Annotated in this window: 15 protein-coding genes and 2 pseudogenes; 12 read left to right on the top strand and 5 right to left on the bottom strand. The window is 66.0% G+C overall.

What is annotated here, in order from left to right:
- The first annotated feature begins 32 nt into the window (after positions 1–32).
- The 6 genes from ACLP4W_RS18035 (at position 33) to ACLP4W_RS18010 (ending at position 6,026) form a co-directional block, all read left to right on the top strand.
- Complete coding sequence (locus ACLP4W_RS18035; RefSeq protein WP_442388278.1) at positions 33–947, top strand: 5-oxoprolinase/urea amidolyase family protein; 915 nt, start codon at positions 33–35, stop codon at positions 945–947.
- A 35-nt stretch (positions 948–982) separates the two neighbouring features.
- A complete protein-coding gene (locus ACLP4W_RS18030; protein WP_442388202.1) occupies positions 983–1,528 on the top strand; it encodes a GNAT family N-acetyltransferase in 546 nt (181 codons plus the stop codon).
- 608 nt (positions 1,529–2,136) lie between these two features.
- Positions 2,137–3,534: a nitrate/nitrite transporter gene (locus ACLP4W_RS18025; RefSeq protein ID WP_442388200.1), complete on the top strand. Its 1,398-nt coding sequence runs from the start codon at positions 2,137–2,139 to the stop codon at positions 3,532–3,534.
- Between the two features lie 77 nt (positions 3,535–3,611).
- A complete protein-coding gene (locus tag ACLP4W_RS18020) occupies positions 3,612–4,763 on the top strand; it encodes a uroporphyrinogen-III synthase (protein ID WP_442388199.1) in 1,152 nt (383 codons plus the stop codon).
- On the top strand, positions 4,754–5,542 hold the full coding sequence (locus ACLP4W_RS18015; RefSeq protein ID WP_442388197.1) for a sirohydrochlorin chelatase: 789 nt from the start codon (positions 4,754–4,756) through the stop codon (positions 5,540–5,542). The genes ACLP4W_RS18020 and ACLP4W_RS18015 overlap by 10 nt, the downstream gene beginning before the upstream one ends.
- Positions 5,543–5,573: 31 nt before the next feature.
- Positions 5,574–6,026: a TetR/AcrR family transcriptional regulator gene (locus ACLP4W_RS18010; RefSeq protein WP_442388195.1), complete on the top strand. Its 453-nt coding sequence runs from the start codon at positions 5,574–5,576 to the stop codon at positions 6,024–6,026.
- On the opposite strand, the gene nirD is transcribed toward ACLP4W_RS18010, so the two are convergent.
- Both nirD and nirB read right to left on the bottom strand, forming a co-directional pair.
- Positions 6,016–6,378, bottom strand: a complete 363-nt coding sequence (gene nirD / locus ACLP4W_RS18005) for a nitrite reductase small subunit NirD (protein ID WP_442388193.1) — start codon at positions 6,376–6,378, stop codon at positions 6,016–6,018. The genes ACLP4W_RS18010 and nirD overlap by 11 nt on opposite strands.
- 14 nt (positions 6,379–6,392) lie before the next feature.
- Positions 6,393–8,954 (bottom strand): nitrite reductase large subunit NirB, encoded by a 2,562-nt coding sequence (nirB, locus tag ACLP4W_RS18000; RefSeq protein WP_442388191.1) that lies wholly within the window; start codon positions 8,952–8,954, stop codon positions 6,393–6,395.
- Between the two features lie 224 nt (positions 8,955–9,178).
- Between nirB and ACLP4W_RS17995 the strand changes: the two are divergent.
- Positions 9,179–9,623 (top strand): annotated as a pseudogene (locus ACLP4W_RS17995) (Hsp20/alpha crystallin family protein).
- 103 nt (positions 9,624–9,726) lie between these two features.
- Here ACLP4W_RS17995 and ACLP4W_RS17990 read toward each other — a convergent pair.
- A complete protein-coding gene (locus ACLP4W_RS17990; protein ID WP_442388190.1) occupies positions 9,727–10,485 on the bottom strand; it encodes an isocitrate lyase/PEP mutase family protein in 759 nt (252 codons plus the stop codon).
- 60 nt (positions 10,486–10,545) lie between these two features.
- On the opposite strand from ACLP4W_RS17990, the gene ACLP4W_RS17985 reads away from it, so the two are divergent.
- The 4 genes from ACLP4W_RS17985 (at position 10,546) to ACLP4W_RS17970 (ending at position 14,471) form a co-directional block, all read left to right on the top strand.
- Positions 10,546–10,851 (top strand): hypothetical protein, encoded by a 306-nt coding sequence (locus ACLP4W_RS17985; protein WP_442388188.1) that lies wholly within the window; start codon positions 10,546–10,548, stop codon positions 10,849–10,851.
- Positions 10,852–10,930: 79 nt separating this feature from the next.
- Positions 10,931–11,752: a hypothetical protein gene (locus ACLP4W_RS17980; RefSeq protein ID WP_442388186.1), complete on the top strand. Its 822-nt coding sequence runs from the start codon at positions 10,931–10,933 to the stop codon at positions 11,750–11,752.
- Positions 11,753–11,795: 43 nt separating this feature from the next.
- Complete coding sequence (locus tag ACLP4W_RS17975) at positions 11,796–13,724, top strand: fumarate reductase/succinate dehydrogenase flavoprotein subunit (protein WP_442388184.1); 1,929 nt, start codon at positions 11,796–11,798, stop codon at positions 13,722–13,724.
- A complete protein-coding gene (locus tag ACLP4W_RS17970; protein ID WP_442388182.1) occupies positions 13,725–14,471 on the top strand; it encodes a succinate dehydrogenase/fumarate reductase iron-sulfur subunit in 747 nt (248 codons plus the stop codon).
- A gap of 25 nt (positions 14,472–14,496) precedes the next feature.
- Here ACLP4W_RS17970 and ACLP4W_RS17965 read toward each other — a convergent pair whose 3' ends face one another.
- Positions 14,497–14,985 carry a flavin reductase family protein gene (locus ACLP4W_RS17965; protein WP_442388180.1) on the bottom strand — a complete coding sequence of 163 codons (489 nt, stop codon included), beginning with the start codon at positions 14,983–14,985 and terminating at the stop codon, positions 14,497–14,499.
- Between the two features lie 75 nt (positions 14,986–15,060).
- A pseudogene (locus ACLP4W_RS17960) lies at positions 15,061–16,053 on the bottom strand (isopenicillin N synthase family dioxygenase); the annotation flags it as partial.
- Between the two features lie 241 nt (positions 16,054–16,294).
- On the opposite strand from ACLP4W_RS17960, the gene ACLP4W_RS17955 reads away from it, so the two are divergent.
- Complete coding sequence (locus ACLP4W_RS17955; protein WP_442388179.1) at positions 16,295–18,130, top strand: acyl-CoA dehydrogenase; 1,836 nt, start codon at positions 16,295–16,297, stop codon at positions 18,128–18,130.
- Positions 18,131–18,372: the final 242 nt, after the last annotated feature.

Below are 18,372 nucleotides of genomic sequence, written 5' to 3'. Positions count from 1 at the left end.
AGCTGAAGGAGAGAGCCGTGACAAACCCGGAAATCAGCCTGGAAATCCTGCGCACCGGACCGTTCGCCGTCGTCCAGGACCTCGGCCGGCCGGGACTGGCCCACCTCGGGGTCAGCCGGTCGGGGGCCGCCGACCGGCGCGCGCACATGCTGGCCAACCGGCTGGTCGCCAATCCCGACGACCGCGCCACCGTCGAAGTGACGTTCGGCGGTTTCTCGGCCCGGGTGCGCGGCGGCGACGTTGATATCGCGGTGACGGGCGCCGACACCGATCCAACCGTCAACGGAATTAAATTCGGCACCAACAGCATTCACCATGTCCGCGAGGGCCAGGTGATCTCCCTGGGCGCCCCGCGTGCCGGACTGCGGACATACCTCGGGGTGCGCGGCGGGATCTGTGTGGAGCCGGTGCTGGGCTCGCGCAGCTACGACGTGATGTCGGCGATCGGCCCGTCCCCGCTACGGGTCGGAGACCGGCTGCCGGTTGGCGAGCACACCGACGATTACCCCGAACTCGACCAGGCTCCGGTGGCCGCCGTCGCCGAGCATCTGGTGGAACTGATGGTGGTGCCGGGCCCGCGCGACGACTGGTTGGTCGATCCCGACGCCTTGGTGCACACGATCTGGATGGCATCCAGCCGCAGCGACCGGGTCGGAATGCGGTTGGAGGGCCGCGCGCTGCAGCACCGCTACCCGGACCGGCAGCTGCCCAGCGAGGGCGCCGCACGTGGCGCGATCCAGGTGCCGCCCAACGGGTTACCGGTGATTCTGGGACCGGATCACCCGGTGACCGGCGGTTACCCGGTGGTCGGCGTCGTCACCGACGAGGACATCGACAAGGTGGCCCAGGTGCGGCCCGGTCAGTACGTGCGGCTGCACTGGGCGCGACCTCGGAGTGCGCTGGGCAGCCCGCGACATGCGAGCGCCGCGGGCTGGCCGTCCTCGTAGCGCCGACCTCTAGACAGGGCTGGTAGACAAGGACTGTGCAAACCCAGGTACACACAGCCCGCCTGGTCCACACCGCCGACCTCGACAGCGAGACTCGGCAGGGCGTTTACCAGATGGTCACCGCCGCCTTCGCCGGAGATTTCACCGAGAACGACTGGGAGCACGCACTGGGCGGAATGCACGCCCTGATCTGGCGGCACGGTGCGATCATCGCGCACGCCGCCGTGGTCCAGCGGCGATTGATCTACCGTGGCAACGCGCTGCGCTGCGGTTACGTCGAAGGCGTCGCGGTACGGGAGGACTGCCGTGGCCAGGGCCTGGTGCACGCCCTGCAGGACGGCGTCGAGCAGGTGATCCGCGGCGCCTACCAAATCGGCGCCGTCAGTTCGTCAGCGCAGGGCCGCAGCGTGTACGCGGCGCGTGGCTGGCTGCCCTGGCGCGGCCCGACGTCGGTGCTGGCGCCCACTGGGCCGACCCGCACACCCGACGACGATGGCGCGGTGTTCGTCCTACCGGTCGGGATCAGCCTGGACACCGCTGCGGAATTGATGTGCGACTGGCGCGCCGGGGACGTTTGGTGAGGCGGGATTTCGGAGTTTCCTTGCAACACACGGTGATCCGCTGATCACGCGCCGTCGGCGGCTGGCGGACCGACTTCCTCAGGACCACAGGGCAGTTGCCGGCCGTTCCGTGTCCCGGAACCATTTTCGATTCGGTAAAAGAACCGCGTAGCACGAAATGTATTCCAGCTCACACTAAATTCCACACCCGCACGAAATCACTTGACGTGCGGCAATTCACGGGCAATTAACCGACGGGGGCCACTGGGGGACATTGCCGCTCGCGGGGCTGTCTGACCTGCGGGTTTTCCCAGGCCGATTGTCCTTCAGGGATTTACCAGATAACTCAGATTCAACTAACAGGCGATATCGGGCGTATCGAGTTGACGGACTTCCATCCGCAATGTGAGCATCGAAACACACGGCAGGGCATGCCTCTTCGTTCGAGGCGCCCAAAGCACGGGTTGAGCTGAGCTGCTCTTGGCTCGACGGCCGGATGCGCCGGTTGGTGGGACAGCCTGACGAGGGGGACCTGGATGCGCGCGCCTGCGGTTTGCGCCGGCCCGTCATCTCAACGCGCCCAGACTATTTCGCCGACCGAAACTCCGTCGAGGAAAGGTGAAGACGGCATGGGCCGCGACCGCCGCATCACGGAGTGGAATCCGGAAGACACCGCGGCGTGGGAGGCCGGCAACAAGAAGGTCGCCCGCCGCAACCTGCTCTGCACGGTGGCAGGCGACCATGTCGCCTTTTCGATCTGGACCCTGTGGCCCGTGATGGCGCTGTTCATGCCCGCATCGGTCTATGGTTTCTCGACCGGTGACAAGCTGCTCCTGGGCGCCGTCGCCACCCTGGTCGGTGGCTGCGCGCGCATCCCCTACACCTTGGGAATCGCCACCTTTGGCGGGCGCAACTGGACGGCGTTCTCGGCGCTCGTGCTGCTGATCCCGACGGTCGGCACCATCGTGTTGCTGGCCAACCCCGGGCTGCCGCTATGGCCATATGTGTTGTGCGCGGCGCTGACCGGGCTGGGCGGCGGCAACTATGCGGCCTCGCTGGCCAACGTCAACGCGTTTTACCCCGAGCGGCTCAAGGGCGCGGCGCTGGCCGTGAACGCCGGCGTGGCCAACCTCGGGGTCGCGGCGATCCAACTGGTCGGACTGCTGGTGCTGGCCACCGCGGACCACGAGGCGCCGTACTGGGTGTGCGCGGTCTACCTCGTGTTGCTGGTGGTTGTCGGTATCGCGGCGGCGCTGTTCATGGACAACCTCCACCACGGGACCGAGGTGAACACCATGCGCTCGATCCTGTTCGAGCGCGACACCCACCTGATCTCGCTGCTCTACATCTGCACCTTCGGCTCCTGGATCGGGTTTTCCTTCGCGTTCGGGCAGGTGATGCAGGTCAACTTCCTGGCCAGCGGGGAGACCGCCAAGCACGCGGCGCTGCACGCCGCGCAGATCGCCTTCATCGGACCGCTGCTGGGGTCGTTGGCCCGGATCTACGGCGGCAGGCTGGCCGACCGGCTCGGCGGCAGCCGCGTCACCCTCGGCGTGCTGGCCGGCATGATCCTGGGCGCCGGTCTGCTGGTCACCATCAGCTCCTTTGACGATCACAACGCCGCGGCCCGCTCCGCCAGCATGATCGGCTACGTCATCGGCTTCATGGTCTTGTTCATTCTGTCGGGGATGGGCAATGGCTCTGTGTTCAAACTGATTCCTTCGATCTACGAGGCCCGCAGCCGCTCGCTGCAGGTAGGCGAAGCCGACCGCCGCCACTGGGCCCGCGCGAGGTCGGGATCGCTGATCGGCATCTGCTCGGCGGTCGGCGCACTCGGCGGCGTGGGAATCAACTTGGCGCTGCGCCAGTCCTACCTCAGCAGCGGCACCGAGACGTCGGCGTACTGGATGTTTTTGGTCTCCTACGTCGTCGCTGCGATCCTGACCTGGGCGATGTATGTCCGCCGGCCGTCCTCGGCCCCGCGGGTTCCGGGTTCCGTCGCCGAAGCCGAGCCGGCCGGGGTGTGATGGTCGTCGCGGCGGGGGCAATGCGTCAGCAATTGCTTGGTAACGCAGCCGAAATGTCCCAGGAATACACAGGTCATATGGCCCAGCCGAAGTCCGCGCCGTTGACCGGCTACCGGGTCGCCGTCACGTCATCCCGGCGCGCCGAGGAGCTGTGCGCACTGCTGAGCCGCCAGGGCGCCGAGGTCTGCAGCGCCCCCGCGATCAACATGATCGCGCTACCCGACGATGACGAACTGCACAGCAACACCAAGGCTTTGATCGCCGAGCCGCCCGAAATCCTGGTGGCGCACACGGGCATCGGCTTTCGCGGCTGGCTGGCCGCCGCCGAGGGGTGGGGGCTGGCCAACCAGCTCATCGCGTCGTTGTCGTTGGCCCGGATCGTTTCACGCGGACCGAAGGCGACCGGTGCACTGCGCGCCGCCGGCCTGCACGAGGAGTGGTCTCCGGATTCCGAATCCTCACAGGAAGTGCTGGAATATCTGCTCGAATCGGGGATATCCGGGATGCGTGTCGCCATCCAGCTGCACGGCGCCGCCGACGCTTGGGACCCGTTCCCGGAGTTCATCGGCGGGTTGCGTTTCGCGGGCGCCGAAGTGGTGCCCATCCGCGTGTACCGTTGGAAACCAACACCGTTGGGCGGCGACTTCGATCAGCTCGTCACCGGAATTGCACGACGACAATTCGACGCGGTCACCTTCACGTCGGCGCCCGCAGCGGCGGCGGTGCTGGAACGCAGTCGCGAGCTCGACATCGAAGACCAACTGCTGCAAGCCCTGCGCACCGATGTGCATGCGATGTGCGTCGGCCCGGTCACTTCCAGACCGCTGATCCGGAAGGGCGTTCCGACGTCATCGCCCGAGCGGATGCGGTTGGGGGCCTTGGCCCGGCACATCGCCGAGGAGCTACCACTGCTGGGGTCGTGCACCGTGACGGCCGCGGGCCACGCGGTCGATATCCGGGGAACCTGCGTGCTGGTAGACGGTTCGATCAGGCTGCTGTCGCCGTCCGGGATGGCGGTACTGCGCGCGCTGGCGCAACGACCCGGCGACGTCGTCGCGCGTAATGACCTGTTGCGGGTGCTGCCCGGCCATAGCAACGACCCGCACGCGGTCGACACGGCCGTGCTGCGGCTGCGAACAGCTTTGGGAGACAAGAACATCGTCGCAACGGTGGTCAAGCGTGGTTATCGGCTGGCCATCGACGACCCGGGTGGTCACCGATGGATTTGATCCTGGCCGCGCACGGCACCCGCAGACCGGGTGGTGTCGCGATGATCGGAGACCTTGCGGCGCGGGTGAGCGCGCTTCTCGACCGCAGGGTGCAGGTCGCGTTCGTCGACGTGTTGGGACCCACACCCGGCGAGGTGCTGTCCCGGGCGGCGTCCACCGGCCGGCGCGCCGTCGTGGTGCCGGCGTTTTTGTCGCGCGGATATCACGTGCGCACCGATCTGCCCGCCCACGTCGCGGCCAGCGGACACCCGAATGTCGTCGTCACCCCCGCTTTGGGGCCGAGCGGGGAGATCGCGCGGATAGTCGCCGACCAGTTGGCGAAATCCGGTTGGCGACTGGGTGATTCGGTGATCCTCGGCGCGGCGGGCACCACGGATCTCAGAGCGCGCGCCGATCTGCACGTCACCGCGACGACATTGTCCGCGCTGGTCGGATCGCGAGTGCGGCTGGGATTTGCGGCCACCGGCGACCCGAATGTCAACGACGCGGTCGCCCGCGCCCGGCGTGACGGCGCGCGCCGCGTCGTGGTCGCCTCCTATCTACTGGCCGACGGCCTTTTTCAAGGACGACTGCATGGCTGCGGCGCCGACCTGGTCAGCCAACCGCTGGGTGCTCATCCCGGACTGGCTCGGCTGATCGCGAACCGATTCCGCCGGGCCGTGCCCGGGCTGGAGTCCCCGACGACGTGGCACGCGTCGCGTGTTCGATGGGGCACTTTTGCTTTGCCGGCCGCGCCGGCGTTCGTGGCGAAAGGGCACGCCGACGCCCGCGGCGCTTGATCTTTGATCACATTGGGGCGATCCTGACACCATGCCTCGTCGGGAAGAGCCGTCACGCGGGCTCCTCGATCCGGTCGCGAAGATGCTGCGGTTGCCCTTCGGCACACCGGAGTTCATCGATCGGATCGTCACCGGAGGGGTCAACCAGGTCGGCCGCCGGACGTTGCAGATGCTGATCACCACATGGGATGCGGCCGGCGGTGGCCCCTTCGCGGCCAGTGCGATCGCGTCCACCGGGCTGGCCAAGACCGCCGAAATCGTCGAGTCCATGTTCATCGGCCCGGTTTTCGGCCCATTGCTGAAAATCCTCGGTGCCGACAAGGTCGCCGTGCGGGCATCGCTGTGCGCCTCCCAACTGGTGGGCCTGGGCATCATGCGTTACGGGATGCGCTCGGAGCCGCTGCACTCGATGCCGGTCGATGCGCTCGTCGACGCGATCGGCCCGACGATGCAGCGCTACCTGGTCGGCGATATCACTCGCTGAGAGCGATCCGCCCGATCTGAATCTGGCCCTCGGGTGTGACGCGCACCTGGTACACCGGCACCGAGACCCGCGGGTCGTCCAGGCAAGAACCGTCCTCGAGCGCGAAAGCCTGCTTCAGGATGGGTGATTGGACCGTGGCACGGCCCCTGCGGTCTCCGACGATGCCACGCGAGAGCACTGCCGCCCCGGAAAACGGGTCGACGTTGCCGATCGCGTGCACCGACCCGTCGTCGAGCCGGAAAAGCGCCGCCTGCGTGCCGTCGTCGAGGAGCACACCGACGCCACGACCGGGAATGAGGTGGTCGTACGCGCAGGCGGACGTCCACACCTGAATGTCGTTGAGAAGTGTCATAGTTCCTCCCGAGTTCAGCGGATCCGCGGCATGCCGATGGGCACAGGCACTTTGCGCCCGGCACGCTCGGTGAATGCCACCGTCGAGTCGACGGCATCCGGGGCATTGACAAAGGAGACAAACCGCGACAGCTTGTCTGGATCCTTCAGCACGCCCTTCCATTCGCACTTGTAGTTCTGCACATGCCGCTCCATTGCGGCCTCGAATTCGCCGGCCAGGCCCAGCGAGTCCTCGCACACCACCTCGCGCACGTGATCCAGGCCGCCGTCCAGCGATTCGACCCACGACGCCGTGCGCTGCAGCCGATCGGCCGTCCGGATGTAGTACATCAGGAAGCGGTCGACGTAGCGGACCAGCGTCTCGGTGTCCAGGTCGCTGGCCAGCAGCTGAGCGTGCTTGGGGGTCATGCCGCCGTTGCCGCCGACGTAGAGGTTCCAGCCCTTCTCGGTGGCGATGACGCCCACGTCCTTGATGCGCGCCTCGGCACATTCGCGCGCGCAGCCCGACACGCCGAGCTTGATCTTGTGCGGCGCCCGCAGGCCGCGATACCGCAGTTCCAGGTCGATGGCCAGCTGCACCGAATCTTGCTGGCCATACCGGCACCAGTCAGTGCCCACGCAGCTCTTCACCGTGCGCAAGGCCTTGCCGTACGCATGCCCGGATTCCATGCCGCCGTCGACCAGCCGCTTCCAGATCTGCGGCAACTGGTCCACGCGGGCGCCGAACATGTCGATCCGCTGGCCGCCGGTGATCTTGGTGTAAAGCCCGAATTCCTGGGCGATCTGGCCGATCAGAATCAGATGCTCCGGCTTGATGTCACCGCCGGGGACCCGGGGCACCACCGAGTAGCTGCCGTTCTTCTGGATGTTGGCCAGGAAGTGGTCGTTGGAATCCTGCAGCGAGGCTTGCTCGCCTTCGAGAATGTGGTCGGAACCGGTCGACGCCAAGATGGAAGCGACCACGGGTTTGCAGATGTCGCAACCCTTTCCGTGACCGAAGCTCTTCAAGAGGCCCGAGAAAGTCCGGATTTCGGTGGCGGAGATGATCTCGAAAAGCTCCGCCCGCGACTGGCTGAAGTGCTCGCACAGCGCCTTGGACTGTTCCACGCCTTCGGCCTCGAGCAGCTGTTTGAGCAAAGGCACGCACGACCCACACGAGTTGCCGGCCGCTGTGCACGACTTGAGCGCGGGAACGTCACCGCAGCCGTTGCCGATCGCGCCCTTCAGATCGCCCTTGGTTACGTTGTTGCACGAGCAGATCTGCGCCGAATCCGGTAGCGCCCCAACTCCCAAGGCCGCCGCGCCACCGGACTGCGCCGGCGCGATCAGCGCGAGCGGATCCCCGGGCAGCTGGCTGCCGACCATGGGCCGCAACACCCCGTACGAAGAGGCGTCGCCGACCAGCACCCCGCCGAGAAGGGTCTTGGCGTCGTCGGACAGCACCAGTTTGGCGTATGTCCGCTTTACCGCGTCGTTGATGGCGACCTCTAGACAGTTCTCGGTTGCTCCCATGGCGTCGCCGAAGCTGGCCACATCGACGCCGAGCAGTTTGAGCTTTGTCGACAGGTCCGCTTCGCCGAACTCCGCGGCGCCGTCCAGCAGCCGGTCCGCCACCACCTCGGCGGAGGTGTAACCGGGTCCGACCAGGCCGTAGCATCGCCCCCCGATCGCGGCGACCTCGCCGACCGCGAAGACGTCAGGATCGGTGGTCCGGCAAGACAAGTCGGTGAGAACGCCGCCCCGCTCCGCGAGCGTCAAACCCGCGGCCGCAGCCAGCTCGTCGCGCGGCCGGATGCCGGCCGCGAAGATCACCACGCCGGCGTCGATGATGTCGCCGTCGGTCAGCCGCACCCGCACCGACGTCGAGCCGTCCGAATGCTCAACGGATTCGATCGATTCGGTACCCGTCCCTACGTGCACCGCGAGCCCCAACTCGGTGATCATCCGGGCCAGCAGTGCGCCACCGGCCTCGTCGATCTGCTGGGCCATCAATCGCGGCATCATCTCGATGACGTGCGTCTGCAACCCGAACTGGCGCAGCGCATTAGCGGCCTCGAGTCCCAACAGGCCGCCGCCGATCACCACTCCCGCGGTGCTGTGACCGGCCTCCAGCGTGCGCCGGGCGTCGGCGCGGATGGCGTCGAGGTCGTCGAGCGTGCGGTAAACGTGACACGGCGGCAGGTCATGGCCGGGCACCGGCGGGACGAAAGCGTAGGACCCGGTGGCCAGCACCAGGGCGTCGTAGCCGTGCCGTTCGCCGTCGGCGGTGACCACAGACTTTGTCGCGCGGTCGATTTCGGTGACGCGCGTGTTGAGCACCAACCGAACCCGCTCGTCGCCGGCGTAGTCGTTGCCGGGCAGCGCCAGCAGTTCTCGGTCCCAGCCTTCGGTGTAAGAGGTCAAGCCGACGCGGTCATACGCCGCGTCGGCCTCTTCAGCCAAAACCGTTATGCGCCAAGATCCCTTGGTGTCGCGGGCCCGGAGCGCCTCCACCAGTCGGTGGCCCACCATGCCGTGCCCAACCACGATGACGTGACGCGCAGCACAGTGCGCGCGCGCATTTGGGGTTGGGGCCATGGCACGAGGATAGGGGCCCCAAATTAAGGAAAAATCGCAAAATGTGACGCTGGCGTGACGGCGGTCTCACTCCTTCCAAATGCCTGTGTGATGTTTGTTCGCTCGCGGCGAACGTCCAGGTGGAACTTAAGCGGGGTCGACTCATGTTTTGAGGAATAGCCGACCGGCAAGGCGCCGGTCACAGCCAACTCACAAGGAAGCATAAGGAAGCAGAGGGAGAAGCCATGAGCAATCTCGCATTGTGGTCGCGACCGGCCTGGGACACCGACCGGTGGCTGCGCGACTTTTTCGGCCCCGCCGCGACGACGGACTGGGCCAAGTCGGTGACCAGCGGTTTTAGGCCGGCCGCGGAGATCGTCAAGGATGGCGATGACGCGGTTGTACGCCTGGAACTGCCGGGTGTTGACGTAGAATAAAGACGTCAACGTCGAGGTCGACAAGGGCCGCCTGGTAATCCACGGCGAACACCGCGACGAGCGCGCCGAAGAGGAAGAAGACGGCCGCACACTGCGCGAGATCCGTTACGGATCGTTCCGCCGGTCGTTCCAACTGCCCGCGCACGTCACCAGCGAGGCCATCACGGCTTCGTACGACGCGGGTGTGTTGACGGTGCGGGTCACCGGTGTTTATGCCGGGACTCAGGCAAAGCGCATCGAGATCACCAAGTAATTTCGCGCTGAAGCAAAGTCAATCCGGCGGAGCCGATCGGCTCCGTCGGATTGACTCAACCTTGTTGGCCCGCAAGATATTTCCTCGCTGTATGCCCGTGCCGCTAGGCCCAGCGGGCCAGCAGCTCCTTGGCCCGGGCCGCCAGCGCGGCCTGCAAGAAAGGCCCGAAGCTGATCCGGCCGACACCCAGCGGGCCGAACGACGCCGGGTCGTCCTGGTCGGGCAGCGCGATCGCGTTGATCGGCAGCGGCAGGTCAGTGGCCAAGCGCCGCAACGCCTCCGGGTCGTGGCGGCCCACCGGGTACAGAACGTCGGCGCCCGCGGCGGCGGCTTCGGTAAGCCGCGCGACAGCCCTTTCGAGACGATCCGCGTCGCCACCATCGTTGCGGATGAAGAGGTCGGTGCGGGCGTTGATCACGACATGCACCCCGGTCGCGTCGGCGGCCGACCGCAGCGCACCGACGAGTTCGGCGTGTTCGGCGGCGGACCGCAGTCGCTTGCCCTCGGAGTGCACGGTGTCCTCGATGTTGAGCCCGACGGCGCCGACGCTCAGCAGCCCCTCGATCAGGCGCGCCGCCGGCAGCCCGTAACCGGACTCGATGTCCACCGACACCGGCGCGTCGACCGCGGCGGTGATCTGGGAGACGCGGGTCAGCACGTCCTCGAACGACATGCCCTCGCCGTCGGGTTTGCCGATCGAATCGGCCAGCGGATGGCTACCCACGGTGAGTGCGGCAAACCCGGCGTCCGTGGCGAGTCGGGCCGACCAGGCGTCCCACACCGTCGGCAGGACCACCGGGTTGCCCGGCTGGTGCAACTCGAGCAGAGCCGTGGCACGTTCGGCGATGGTTCGAGCTGCCACGCTGTGGATAGTATCGAGGGCGTACTGTGATCCGAAACACCGTCCGCTCGAGGAGATCCGTTGACGAGTCCCACCGGTACGGCTGAACTCGCCGAACTTCACGACCTCATCGGCGGCCTGCGGCGGTGCGTGAGCGCCTTGAAGGCGCGCTACGGCGACAGCCCGGCGATGCGCCGCATCGTCATCGACGCCGACCGGATACTGTCCGACGTCGAATTGCTCGATACCGACGTGTCCGAATTGGACCTGACCCGCGCCACCGTGCAGCATTCCGGAGAGAAGATCGTCATCCCCGACACCGAGTACGACACCGACTTCTGGCGCGATGTCGACGATGAAGGTGTCGGAGGTCACAGCCGGTCTTGACAACCCAAGCCCCCCGAAAATAAGGGGGTTCGCTCTGTGTACCCTTCGACCTGACAGCCCGTTCGAAGAGGAACACTAGATGAGCGCACCCACGGCGACCCGTTCTGAGTCCGGCGTTTTCTCGGCTACCCGCGCACAAATTCCGGAACGGACGCTGCGCACGGACCGCTGGTGGTTGCCGCCGCTGGTCACCAACCTCGGTCTTTTGGCGTTCATCCTCTACGCGACCACCCGGGCCTTTTGGGGCAGCAGCTACTGGGTGGACAAATACCATTACCTGACGCCGTTCTATTCGCCCTGCGTCAGCGCGTCGTGCGAGCCGGGCGCCAGCCATCTGGGTGTCTGGTTCGGCCACTTCCCGTGGTGGATTCCGTTGGGAATGCTGGTATTACCGTTCCTGCTGGGTTTCCGGATTACCTGCTACTACTACCGTAAGGCCTACTACCGTTCGGTGTGGCAGTCGCCGACCGGCTGCGCGGTGCCCGAACCGCGTGCCCACTACACCGGCGAGACCCGACTTCCGCTGATCATTCAGAACAGTCACCGCTACTTCTTCTACGTCGCGATGGTGGTTTCGGTGATAAACACCTACGACGCGATAATGGCGTTTCATTCGCCCTCCGGTTTCGGGTTCGGTTTGGGCAACGTCATTTTGGTGGTCAATGTCTTGCTGCTCTGGACCTACACCATCTCGTGCCATTCGTGCCGGCACGTCACCGGCGGCCGGCTGAAGCATTTCTCCAAACACCCGGTGCGGTATTGGATCTGGACACAGGTCAGCAAGTTGAACACCCGGCATATGCAATTCGCATGGATCACGTTGGGGACCCTGGCGCTCACCGACTTCTACATCATGCTGGTGGCCAGCGGAACCATCACGGACTTCAGATTCATTGGCTGAAAAGCCGTTTCGGGACTAACAAGAAAAGCTGAGCGAGGGTTTCATGGTTGAGGTCGAACGGCACTCCTACGACGTGGTCGTGATCGGTGCCGGCGGCGCGGGGCTACGCGCGGTCATCGAAGCGCGCGAGCGCGGCCTCAAGGTCGCGGTGGTGTGCAAATCCCTGTTCGGCAAAGCCCACACGGTGATGGCCGAGGGCGGTGCTGCGGCGGCCATGGGTAACGCCAACCCGAAGGACAACTGGAAGACCCACTACGGCGACACCATGCGTGGTGGGAAGTTCCTGAACAACTGGCGGATGGCCGAACTGCACGCCAAGGAGGCGCCGGACCGGGTGTGGGAGTTGGAGACCTACGGCGCACTGTTCGACCGCACCAAAGACGGGAAGATCAGCCAGCGCAACTTCGGCGGGCACACTTATCCGCGGCTGGCGCACGTCGGTGACCGCACCGGCCTGGAGCTGATCCGCACGCTGCAGCAGAAGATCGTCTCGCTGCAGCAGGAGGACCACGCCGAATTCGGCGACTACGAGGCGCGGATCAAGGTCTTCGACGAATGCACGATCACCGAGCTGCTCAAAGACAGGGACGCCATCGCCGGGGCGTTCGGCTACTGGCGTGAAAGCGGCCGGTTCGTCTTGTTCGAGGCCCCCGCGGTGGTGCTGGCCACCGGCGGGATCGGCAAGTCGTTCAAGGTGACCTCGAACTCATGGGAGTACACCGGCGACGGGCACGCGCTGGCGCTGCGGGCCGGCGCGTCGCTGATCAACATGGAGTTCGTCCAGTTCCACCCGACGGGCATGGTCTGGCCGCCAAGCGTGAAAGGAATCCTTGTCACCGAGGGCGTTCGCGGTGACGGCGGGGTGCTGAAGAACTCCGACGGCAAACGGTTCATGTTCGACTACATCCCGCCGGTGTTCAAAGGCCAATACGCCGAAACGGAGCAAGAGGCCGACCAGTGGCTCAAGGACAACGACTCGGCCCGTCGCACCCCGGACCTGCTGCCGCGCGATGAGGTCGCGCGCGCGATCAACTCGGAAGTCAAAGCCGGCCGGGGCAGCCCGCACGGCGGGGTCTTCCTTGACATCGCGTCCCGTTTGACGCCCGAGGAGATCAAGCGCCGACTGCCGTCCATGTACCACCAGTTCATGGAGCTGGCCGGGGTCGACATCACCAAGGAGCCGATGGAAGTCGGGCCCACCTGTCATTACGTGATGGGCGGTATCGAGGTCGACGCCGACACCGGTGCGGCCACGGTCCCCGGGCTCTTCGCGGCCGGCGAGTGCTCCGGCGGTATGCACGGCTCCAACCGGCTGGGCGGCAACTCGCTGTCCGACCTGCTGGTGTTCGGCCGGCGCGCCGGCCTGGGGGCCGCCGACTATGTGCGCGCCCTGAGCAGCCGCCCGGCCGTCGCCCAGGACGCCATCGACACGGCGGCCAAGCGGGCGCTAGCCCCCTTCGAGGGACCGACCAATGGCGCCGCGGCCGAGAACCCCTACACCTTGCATTTGGAACTGCAGCAGTCGATGAACGACCTGGTAGGCATCATCCGCAAGTCGGAAGAAATCACCGAGGCCCTCGGCCGACTCGACAAGCTGCGTGAGCGGTTCAAACACATTCACGTCGAGGGGCATCGCCAGTACAACCCCGGCTGGAATCTGGCGATCGACCTGCGCAACATGCTGCTGGTCAGCGAATGTGTGGCCAAGGCCGCGCTGGAACGCACCGAGAGCCGCGGCGGGCACACCCGCAACGATCATCCGTCGATGGACGCGTCGTGGCGCAAGGTGTTGCTGGTCTGCCGCACAGCCGGCGGCGACGACGTGATTCCGGACATCGCCATCACTCGCGAAGACCAGGTGCCGATGCGGCCCGATCTGCTGGAGCTCTTCGAGATCTCCGAGCTGGAGAAGTACTACACCGACGGTGAGCTGGCCGAGCATCCAGGACGGACCCCCGGGACGGAGAAGTAAATGAGCTACAACGCGACCATGCGGGTGTGGCGCGGCGACGAGGCCGGCGGCGCGCTCCAGGACTTCACGGTTGAGGTCAACGAGGGCGAGGTGGTGCTCGACATCATCCATCGCCTGCAGCAGACCCAGACGCCCGATCTCGCGGTGCGGTGGAACTGCAAGGCGGGCAAGTGCGGATCGTGCTCGGCCGAAATCAACGGCTACCCCCGGTTGATGTGCATGACCCGGATGTCCACGTTCGACGAGGACGAGGTCGTGACCGTGACGCCGCTGCGGACGTTCCCGGTAATCCGTGACCTGGTCACCGACGTTTCGTTCAACTACGAAAAGGCCCGCGAGATACCGTCTTTCGCACCGCCCAAGGAACTGCAGCCCGGGGAATACCGGATGGCGCAGGTCGACGTGCAGCGCTCGCAGGAATTCCGCAAGTGCATCGAATGCTTCCTGTGCCAGAGCGTCTGCCACGTGGTCCGCGACCACGAGGAAAACAAGAAGGCGTTCGCCGGGCCGCGCTTCCTGATGCGGATCGCCGAGTTGGAAATGCACCCGCTGGACACCCGGGACCGGCGCAACGATGCCCAGCAGGAGCACGGCCTGGGCTACTGCAACATCACCAAGTGCTGCACCGAGGTATGCCCGGAACACATCAAGATCACCGACAACGCGCTGATCCCGATGAAAGAGCGGGTCGTCGACCGCAAGTACGACCCGGTGGTTTGGTTGGGTAACAAGCTGTTCCGCCGCTGACGGGCTGGCGGCTCGCCTTGTGGCGTCAGGCGCCCAACCGGCGGAACACGCTGCGGTGGAACACGATGGGTGCCACCTCCGGGTCCACCGTCACCTCGTTGACCCGCAACACCACAATGGTGTGATCCCCGGCCGGGATCAGTTGCTCGATGGCACTCTCCAGCCACAACGCGGTGCCTTTGATGAAGACCGCGCCGGTGGTTCTGGACACCGTCTCCAAACCGGCGAACCTGTCACCGGTCTTGGCGGCCAAGGTTCGGGCGGCCTCGTCGTGGGCCTCGCCGAGCACGCTGATGCCCAGCATCGGCACGCCTTTGAGTTTGGGCCACGTCGTCGACGTGTTCTGCACACAGAACGACACCAGTGGTGGGTCCAGCGAGACAGGCACAAAGGTACTGGCCGCCAAGCCTTCCCGGATTCCTTCGATCTCGGCGGCAATGGCCACCACGCCGGATGGAAAGTGGCCGAAGGCCTCACGAAGGGTGGACGGTGTCAGCTTGTTCGTCGAGCTCACCGGACCTCATTCGCCCCTTGAAGTCGAAGACGGATTTCTTCCGCCCGACCCTACCTGGCGGCCCGTCGATCCGCCGCCACTTCCCGGCGAGTATCCGTGCGCGGCGGCCACATCCGGGTGGGCCCGCAATCTGCTCTTCCAGGCGTTGCGACCGTAGACCGAAAAGATCGGATCCGACGGGTCGTGAACGTTCTCTGCGAGTGCCGCTAATTCTTCGGGCAGCGACAGCATCGGGATCTGTGCGTCCAGTCGCGGATTGAAGAAATACGGCACCGAAATCCGTTCGGCCGCCGGGCCGTGCAGGTTCACCCGGTGCGCGGTGGCTCGCAGGTAGCCGCCCGTCGCCAGCTCGAGCAGCTCGCCGATATTGACGATGAACGCGCCCTCCAATGGCGGCACGTCGACCCAGCCCCGTTCGCTGCCCCTGGCCCGCCGCACCTGCAGGCCGCGGCTGCCCGGCTCGGCCAGTAGCAGCGTCAGCACCCCGGCGTCGCGGTGCGCACCGACGCCCTGGGAGCTGGCCGCGCGGGCGGGGTAACGGACGATCTTGATCAGCGTGGCCGGCGTCTCGGCGAAGGCGGAGTCGAACAGGTCCGGTGGGCTGCCCAGCGAGGCCGCCCAATGCCCGAGCAGGCTGCGGGCCACCGACGAGAGCGCGGCATCCCATTCCTCGATGATCCCGGGCAACTCGGGCAGGGCCGCCGGCCACTGATTCGGGCCCTGCAGCCACAGGTAATCCGGCTTGCCGGGCCCACCGATCGGGGGTCGTTCGGGCCCGATGTCGATCTGCTCGCGCCAGTCCACCTCGCCCCGGGTCAGCTCGCCACCCAGCCGGGTGTAGCCGCGAAAATGCGGACTGCGCACCATCGCGACGGCGTCCTTGTCGGCTTCCGGAAGCGCGAACAGCCGGCGTGCCACTTCAAGCACCCTGCGCCCGAGCCCGTCGGGCACCCCGTGGCCGGTCAGATAGAAGAACCCCACCTCATGAGCGGCCTCGCGCAGGCCTTGGCGCAGTCGGTCAGGGTCGGCCCGCAGGTCCACCACGGGCAAGGCAGTGACGTCTTTCATCGTCTTTAATCGTCTTTCATCGTCTTTCATCGTCTTTCAGAGGTCCATCATCGTCGCAGTTCACAGGGATATCCGGAGCCGCAAACAAGCCTTCCCAACCGGTTGGTTAATTAGACAATGAAATTTAGCTCACACTCGCTTGCGCCGGACTGGCTAACGGTTATAGTTTAGTCGTGTTACTGGTGGGTAACTTAGACCTAGTACCCAACCACAAGTGGCATTCTCAACGAGGAGGAACGTAGTGAGCCACTACAAGAGCAACGTCCGCGACCAGGTGTTCAACCTGTTCGAAGTGTTGGGCGTTGACAAGGCGTTAGGCCAAGGCGAGTACAGCGACCTGGACGCCGACACCGCCCAGGAAATGCTCACCGAGATCAGCCGCCTGGCCGAGGGACCGGTCGCGGAGTCGTTCGTCGAGGGTGACCGCAACCCGCCGGTTTTCGACCCCAAGACACACTCGGTGACCCTGCCGGAGTCGTTCAAGAAGTCGGTCCAGGCAGTGCAGGAAGCCGGCTGGGACAAGGCCGGCATCGACGAGGCCCTCGGCGGCATGCCGATGCCCAAGGCACTGTTGTGGGCGCTGCACGAGCACATTCTCGGCGCCAACCCGGCGGTGTGGATGTACGGCGGCGGCGCAGGCTTCGCCAACATCCTCTACCACCTCGGCACCGAGGAGCAGAAGAAGTGGGCCGTCATGGCCACCGAGCGCGGCTGGGGTTCGACCATGGTGCTCACCGAGCCGGACGCCGGTTCGGACGTCGGCGCCGGCCGCACCAAGGCCGTCCAGCAGGAGGACGGCTCCTGGCACATCGACGGCGTGAAGCGGTTCATCACCTCTGGTGACTCCGGCGATCTGTTCGAGAACATCTTCCACCTGGTGCTGGCCCGCCCGGAGGGCGCCGGTCCCGGCACCAAGGGCCTGTCGCTGTTCTTCGTGCCCAAGTTCCTGTTCGACTTCGAGACCGGCGAGCTGGGCGAGCGCAACGGCGTGTTCGTCACCAACGTCGAGCACAAGATGGGCCTGAAGGTCTCGGCGACCTGTGAGCTGTCGTTCGGCCAGCACGGCGTGCCCGCCAAGGGCTGGCTGGTGGGCGAGGTGCACAACGGCATCGCGCAGATGTTCGAGGTCATCGAGCAGGCCCGCATGATGGTCGGCACCAAGGCGATCGCCACGCTGTCGACCGGCTACCTGAACGCACTCGAGTACGCCAAGTCCCGCGTCCAGGGTGCCGACCTGACCCAGATGACCGACAAGACCGCACCGCGGGTGACGATCGCGCATCACCCCGACGTGCGTCGGTCGCTGATGACCCAGAAGGCCTACGCCGAGGGTCTGCGCGCGCTGTACCTCTACACCGCGACGTTCCAGGACGCCGCGATCGCCGAGGCACTGCACGGCGTGGATGCCGACCTGGCCGTTAGGATCAACGACCTGCTGCTGCCGGTTGTTAAGGGCGTGGGCTCCGAGCAGGCCTACGCGAAGCTCACCGAGAGCCTGCAGACGTTCGGCGGGTCGGGCTTCCTGCAGGACTACCCGATCGAGCAGTACATCCGGGACGCCAAGATCGACTCCCTCTACGAGGGCACCACCGCCATCCAGGCGCAGGACTTCTTCTTCCGCAAGATCGTCCGCGACAAGGGTGCGGCGCTGGCCCACGTATCCGGTGAGATCCAGAAGTTCGTCGACAGCGAGTCCGGCAACGGCCGGCTGAAGTCCGAGCGCGAGCTGCTGGCCAAGGCCCTGGCCGACGTCCAGGCGATGGCGGCCACGCTGACCGGGTACCTGGTGGCGGCCCAGCAAGACGTCACCAGCCTGTACAAGGTGGGCCTCGGTTCGGTCCGCTTCCTGATCAGCGTCGGTGACCTGATCATCGGCTGGTTGCTGCAGCGTCAGGCCGCGGTTGCCGTGCAGGCGCTCGACGCCGGTGCCAGTGGCGCGGAGCGGTCCTTCTACGAGGGCAAGGTCGCGGTGGCGTCGTTCTTCGCGAAGAACTTCCTGCCGCTGCTGGCCAGCACCCGCGAGGTGATCGAGACGCTGGACAACGACATCATGGAGCTCGACGAGGCCGCCTTCTGACGGAGCCGGCTAGCCGGCCGATAAATCAAGGTCCCCCGCTTCCCCAGGGAGGCGGGGGACCTTTCCACCTTGCGGACCAATCTGCGTACCAAAAAGACCGCCGCTGGATCCCCTCACTCCAGCGGCGGCCCTTTTCGTGCGCCAGTCGGTTGTGCCTATTCGACCGGCGACCGACTCAGGGACGCCCCGTGTTGCCGTCGGGGTCGGGGGGTCAGACCACAACACGGGGCTGTCCGGACTAG

Origin of the sequence: Mycobacterium sp., assembly GCF_052145595.1 — a bacterium.
Lineage (GTDB): Bacteria > Actinomycetota > Actinomycetes > Mycobacteriales > Mycobacteriaceae > Mycobacterium.
Note: the sequence above shows the minus strand (reverse complement) of the source record. Positions and strands in the feature narration are given on the sequence as shown.

Coding starts and splice junctions, on each gene's coding strand:
- ACLP4W_RS18025 (WP_442388200.1), top strand. CDS start 2,137: ATGGGCCGCGACCGCCGCATCACGGAGTGGAATCCGGAAGACACCGCG.
- ACLP4W_RS18020 (WP_442388199.1), top strand. CDS start 3,612: ATGGCCCAGCCGAAGTCCGCGCCGTTGACCGGCTACCGGGTCGCCGTC.
- ACLP4W_RS18015 (WP_442388197.1), top strand. CDS start 4,754: ATGGATTTGATCCTGGCCGCGCACGGCACCCGCAGACCGGGTGGTGTC.
- ACLP4W_RS18010 (WP_442388195.1), top strand. CDS start 5,574: ATGCCTCGTCGGGAAGAGCCGTCACGCGGGCTCCTCGATCCGGTCGCG.
- nirD (WP_442388193.1), bottom strand. CDS start 6,378: ATGACACTTCTCAACGACATTCAGGTGTGGACGTCCGCCTGCGCGTAC.
- nirB (WP_442388191.1), bottom strand. CDS start 8,954: ATGGCCCCAACCCCAAATGCGCGCGCGCACTGTGCTGCGCGTCACGTC.
- ACLP4W_RS17980 (WP_442388186.1), top strand. CDS start 10,931: ATGAGCGCACCCACGGCGACCCGTTCTGAGTCCGGCGTTTTCTCGGCT.
- ACLP4W_RS17975 (WP_442388184.1), top strand. CDS start 11,796: ATGGTTGAGGTCGAACGGCACTCCTACGACGTGGTCGTGATCGGTGCC.
- ACLP4W_RS17970 (WP_442388182.1), top strand. CDS start 13,725: ATGAGCTACAACGCGACCATGCGGGTGTGGCGCGGCGACGAGGCCGGC.